We start from the raw sequence: 6,090 nt of genomic DNA on the forward strand, positions 1-6,090 counted from the left end.
AACTGGCTGACGTCCCCGTCCTGGTCACTGACCTCGGTGATCATCGCGAACATCTGGATCGGCGTCCCGTTCAACCTCGTCGTGCTCCACAGCGGTCTTCAGTCGATTCCCAGCAGTCTGTACGAGGCAGCACGCCGTCCTGCGGTTCGTTCCGCTCGACCCGACGACAGGGGAGCGGGCCGCGCCCCGCGTCTCGGCGACACCGGGCCTGCTCACCTGGAACCACCAGAGGGGGCGTATCGACCTCGCCTACGAGTCATCGGACACCGTTCGGCTGCGCGGAGAGGGACTCGGCCTGCGCATCCGCGCCGCGGAGGACACCCTGACCCCCTTCACCGGCGCCTACTTCTTCCGCGACCCGGTGGACGGCTCACATGTCTACACCTCCTGCGAGACCGGGCGGCGCTATCGGATCACCCTGCTGTCCGGTACCGGGGCCGACGCCTCGGGCACCGATGCCCTGGGCAGCGCGGACCGCGGTCTCACCGTCGCCGCGGCACCCGGGGGAGTCTGGGAAGCGGCGGTGGAGGAACTCGACAGCGCACGCCGCCCCTACGCCTCGCGGACAACCTTCGATCAGGTCGTCGCGGCCGCCCGGAACGCCTTCGCCGGCTTCGCCGACGCGGTGGCCCCGTGGCGCTCCGGGAACACCCCGGCCGCGGAACTCGCCGCGTACGTCCTGTGGTCCGCGACGGTCCGCCCGGCCGGCTTCGTCACCCGGCCCGCCGTCCTGATGTCCAAGCACTGGATGGACAAGGTCTGGAGCTGGGACCACTGCTTCAACGCCCTCGCCTTGGCCCCCGGCGCCCCCGCCCTGGCCTGGGACCAGTTCTCGCTGCCTTTCGACCACCAGGACGAGAGCGGGTCCCTGCCCGATTCCGTCACCCACTCCGAGGTCCTCTACAACTACGTCAAGCCCCCCATTCACGGCTGGGCCCTGGGCCACCTGCGCCGGCGGCTCCCCGAGCCTCCCGGCCGGGCGGAGCTGACCAGCACCTACCGCCGCCTCGAACGCTGGACCGAGTTCTGGCTCACCGCACGACGAGCACCCGCCGCGGATCTGCCCCACTACCAGCACGGCAACGACAGCGGCTGGGACAACGCCACGACCTTCGACCCCGAGCGCGTGATCGTCACCGCCGACCTGGCCGCTTTCCTGATCCTCCAGATGCGCGAACTCGCTTGCCTGGCCGACGAACTGGACCTGCCGGACGAGGCCCACCGGTGGACGCGGACCGCCGACGCGACACAGGCCGCGCTGCTCGAACACCTGTGGCGCGGCGACCGGTTCGTCGCCCGTGGAGCGCTCAGCGGTCACACCTGGAGCAGCTCCAGTCTGCTGGACCTCATGCCGATCGCACTGGGCGAGCACCTGCCGGAGCACGTCGCCACCGTGCTGGCCGGCCGTATCGAGACCCACCTGACCGCTTACGGACTCGCGACGGAACTGCCCAGCTCACCGCACTACCTCTCCGACGGCTACTGGCGCGGCCCGATCTGGGCCCCGCAGTCGTCCTCGTCGAGGACGGTCTGCGAGGCGGTGGCCACCACCGCCTCGCGGACGAAGTCAGCACCCGCTTCCGGACGCTCTGCGAACACCATGGATTCGCCGAGAACTTCGACGCCCTCACCGGAACCGGCCTACGTGACCGCGCCTACACCTGGACCGCCAGCAGCTACCTGCTCCTCGCCGAAGCCCACGAACTCCGGCTCGCCTCACCCGCCGCGCGTACCAGCGGATGAAGACTCCTGGGCCGTCCCCGCCCAGGCAACACCCACTCCGGGAGACCCACCGATGACAACGTCCCGCATCCTTCCCTCAGCAGAGAACTCGGACAGAGCCGTCCGTGCGCGCACTCGCCGTCTGCGCGCGGGCACCGCGCTCACCGCACTGCTCGCCTCGCTGGCGGCCGTCGCCCTGCCCACGGGCACGGCGACGGCCGTCGACACCACCGTCACCGTCGACTTCGCCTCCGCGGGAGGCGCCCCCACCTACCGCGCCTCGGGCACGATCTACGGGATGACCGAGAACGGCTCGCTGCCGCAGGACCACTTCTACAAGGACATCAAGTGGAAGTTCATGCGGGCCGGCGGCGCCCAGCTCGACAATCCCGGCGGCTGGGTCGCGGGTAAGTACGACCGCCGCTGGAATTCCACCCGCGCCCAGTACCAGCGCACCAAGGCCCTGGGCGGCACCTTCGTCATCCTGCCGCACGACCTGTGGGGCGCCGACGGCACGACCAGTCCCACGTTCCCCGGCGACAACGGAGACTGGACCCGGTTCGACTCCTTCTACGACCGCCTGATCGCCGACGCGCAGGCGGCGGGCATGACCGACATCCAGTGGGACATCTGGAACGAACCCGACTGGACCCCCTTCTGGGGGCGGACGCAGGCCCAGTACCTGGAGATGTGGAAGCGGGCCTACCAGAGGATCCGCGCCGCCTTCCCTAACGCGGTGATCGTCGGCCCCAGCACCGCCGGCAAGCCCTCCGGAGGCGGTTCCGGATGGTGGAACACGTACCTGGACTACGTCAAGGCGAACAACGTCGAGCCGAACATCTACAGCTGGCACGACCTGCCCGGCGACCCGGTCGCCGACGGAAACGCGGTCCGGTCCAAGCTGTCGGCACGCTCGATGACCACCAGCCGGCCCTTCCAGGTCAACGAGTACGCCAACACGAACGAGCAGACCCCCGGGCGCGGGGCCTGGTACATCTCCCGTCTGGAGCGTGCCGGAGCCGACGGGCTGCGCGCCAACTGGGCGTCGGGGGCGAGCCTGCACGATTTCCAGGCCAACCTGCTGACGAAGAACAGCGCCGGCCAGTACCTGCCGTTGGGGGAGTGGTTCCTGTACCGCTACTACGGATCGCAGACCGGCAACATCGTCAAGTTCACGGCAGGTACCAACACCGACGGTCTGGCGACCAAGGACAACACGGCCAAGAACGCCAAGATCCTGCTGGGCAGCAACGGCAACACCGGTAACGTCACCGTCAACCTCGACCGTCTGGACACCACCAACGTCGTCGAGAACGGTCGTGTGCGTGTGGTCCTGCAGCGCATCCCGAACAACAACGGCGGCGCTGTGACCGGGCCGGTCACCGTCTCGGACCAGACGCTGAACGTCAGCAACAACGCGGCCTCGCTCACAGTGCCCTGGTCCAGCGCCTCCGACGCCTACACGGTCACGTTGCTGCCGCCGTCCAACACGACGATCTCCACGGTCGCCGTCGCACAGCACAGTGGACAGTGTCTGGACGACACCAACCTGTCCACCGCCAACGGCACCCAGTACCAGCAGTACTACTGCGAGGGCGGCTACCAGCAGATGCTCGACCTGAAGCCGGTCGCGGGCAAGGCCGACACCTACACGATCGTCAACGAACACAGCGGCAAGTGCCTGGACGTGGCGAACGCCTCCCCCGCTGACGGGGCGGCCGTCATCCAGTTCACCTGTGGCAGCGGCACCAACCAGCAGTTCACCCTGCGCCCCGTGACCGCCCTGGGCAACGCCCAGGATTACCAGCTGGTCGCCGTGCACAGCGGCAAGTGCGTCGACGTCAGCCAGATCTCCACCGCGGCCGGCGCGAAGATCCACCAGTGGACCTGCGACACCGCGAGTGCCCTGACCACGAAGAAGAACCAGATCTGGCGCCTGCAGGGCATGGGCTGACCGGAGGGAACCAGACCCCGAGCCAGCCGGGTGACGACCGGCTGGCTCGGGGCCTGTCGCGGCAAGCGGGCCCTGTTCACGTGTTCGCTGCGTCAACGCTGTGCGCTCGTCGTCGGTTGACTCCCGGTCCGCCTGTGACCGGATCAGCCGACCAGGACGGCCACGAAGCTGTGCCAGGAGTCGGCCACGTCGAATGGGGTGCTCGACTCCTCGGCGCAGCTGTCGGGCATCGCCTCGGCAGTCGCCCCGGGATGCTCTGGGTGTCGATGACGGAGGCCGCCGGTTCGCGCGTCAGTGGTGATCGCGGTGGCGTGGCCAGCTCACGCGCGGGATGCCCGGCTCACTTCCGTGGACCACCGCGAGTCGGACGGGCGTGTTCGACCTGTCGGACATTGTTCGGAACCCCTTGACGCTGCCCCTGGCATCGACCGAGACTCTCGCAACACACTGCACCTGCGTGTAACAGCAGGGCCACGGCAAGGACTTGCCGTTGCCTCGTCGGCTCCTCGTCTTTCCGTTCCGCCTTGTCCGCCATCAGCCATGCCTCAGCAGGGAACCTCGACATGACGCACGTCGCACGACTTCGTAGCCGCGCGAGACGTCGGGCGGGCCATCTCGCCGGACTGACCGCCGCGTCGATGCTGCTCACCCTCGCCGGACCCGCCGCTTCAGCGCAGGCGGCACCGGCGGCCGGAGCCTCGGACGTCACCGACGGCCTGGCCCTGTGGTACAAGCTCGACGCAGGCTCCGGCGGCACCGTCACCGACGCCTCCGGCAACGGCCGGAACGGCACGGTCAGAGGCACCGCCGACTGGTCGGCATCCGGTCAGGGGCTCGCCTTCAACGGGTCCGACACCTACATCAAGGTGCCGGACGACATCATGAAGGGCATGGACTCGATCACCGTCTCCATGGACGTGATGATCGACTCCACCCAGAGCACGCCCTACTTCCTCTACGGCTTCGGCAACACCAGCGGGGGCAGCGGCAACGGCTACCTGTTCACCACCGGCAACTCCTTCCGTACCTCCGTCGCGACGGGCAACTGGTCGACCGAGCAGACCACCAAGCCGTCCGACTCCCACAACCTGACCCGCGGCGTGTGGAAGCACATCACCTACACCCAGACCGGCTCCACAGGTCTGCTCTACGAGGACGGCGTCGAGGTCGGCCGCAACACCTCGGTCACCATCACGCCCGGCGCCATCGGCTCCGGCACCACCAAGGCCAACTACATCGGCAAGTCCGTCTACGACGGCGACAAGCTCTTCAAGGGCCGGATACGCGACTTCCGTGTATACGACCGGGCCCTGGCCGGCTCCGAGGTCGAGCAGCTCTCCCTCCCCGTCGCCACCCAGGGCGTCGCCGACGACAAGGACGCCCTGAGCCTCGGTGACACCAGCGGCGTCACCTCCGACCTGGACCTGCCGAAGACCGGCACGGCCGGTGGCTCCTCCATCAGCTGGGACAGCGACAACCCGTCCGTGGTGTCGGACACCGGCAAGGTGACCCGCCCCGAGGCCGGCTCACCGGACGGCCACGCCACGCTCACGGCGACCCTGAAGAAGGGCACCGTGACCGGCAGCAAGAAGTTCGACGTCACGGTCCCGGCCGCGCTCGACGACGAGGCCGCCACCCGCCAGGCCGCCGAGGCGCTCACGGTGCACAACCTCGACGACGCACGCGGCAACCTCACCCTGCCCAAGCGCGGTGCCTTGGGCACGACCGTGACCTGGTCCTCCGCGAAGCCGGACGTCGTCTCCGCCGACGGCGAGGTCCACCGCCCCGCGCACGGCGACGGCGCCACCACCGTCGAGCTGACCGCCACCGTCAGCAAGGGCGAGGCCGAGGCCACGCGCGTCCTGACGGCCAAGGTGCCCGAACTGCCCGTCAAGGCGGCCCTCAAGGGGTACATGTTCAGCTACTTCACCGGCGAGGGCACCTCGGACGGCGAACAGCTCTACGCCGCCCTCAGCAAGGGCAACGACCCGCTGCACTGGCGCGAGCTGAACGACGGCAAGCCGGTCCTCACCTCGACCCTCGGCGAGAAGGGCCTGCGCGACCCGTTCATCATCCGCTCCCCGGAGGGCGACAAGTTCTACCAGATCGCCACCGACCTCAGGATCTACGGCAACGGCGACTGGGACGCCTCCCAGCGCACCGGCAGCAAGTCCATCATGGTCTGGGAGTCCACCGACCTGGTGCACTGGACGAACCAGCGTCTGGTCAAGGTCTCACCCGACAGCGCCGGCAACACCTGGGCACCGGAAGCCTTCTACGACGCCGAGCGCGGCGAGTACGTCGTCTTCTGGGCGTCGAAGCTGTACGACAACGCCGACCACTCCGGCGACACGTACAACCGCATGATGTACGCGACCACCCGCGACTTCTACACCTTCAGCGAGCCCAAGGTC

The 6,090-nt window shown here is 68.7% G+C and carries 2 protein-coding genes and 2 pseudogenes; all 4 read left to right on the top strand.

The features are described from left to right. Positions 1 to 132, top strand: a pseudogene (locus AOQ53_RS46995) (sugar ABC transporter permease); the annotation flags it as partial. Next, positions 131 to 1,743, top strand: a pseudogene (locus tag AOQ53_RS42230) (amylo-alpha-1,6-glucosidase); the annotation flags it as partial. The pseudogenes AOQ53_RS46995 and AOQ53_RS42230, both read left to right, overlap by 2 nt. A gap of 895 nt (positions 1,744 to 2,638) precedes the next feature. Further along, a complete protein-coding gene (locus AOQ53_RS47000) occupies positions 2,639 to 3,676 on the top strand; it encodes an RICIN domain-containing protein (protein WP_236711925.1) in 1,038 nt (345 codons plus the stop codon). Between the two features lie 563 nt (positions 3,677 to 4,239). Then, on the top strand, positions 4,240 to 6,090 hold a 1,851-nt coding region (locus AOQ53_RS35550), incomplete at its 3' end, for an immunoglobulin-like domain-containing protein (RefSeq protein ID WP_330219379.1).

The sequence above is a fragment of the Streptomyces azureus genome, from assembly GCF_001270025.1.
Classification (GTDB): domain Bacteria; phylum Actinomycetota; class Actinomycetes; order Streptomycetales; family Streptomycetaceae; genus Streptomyces; species Streptomyces azureus.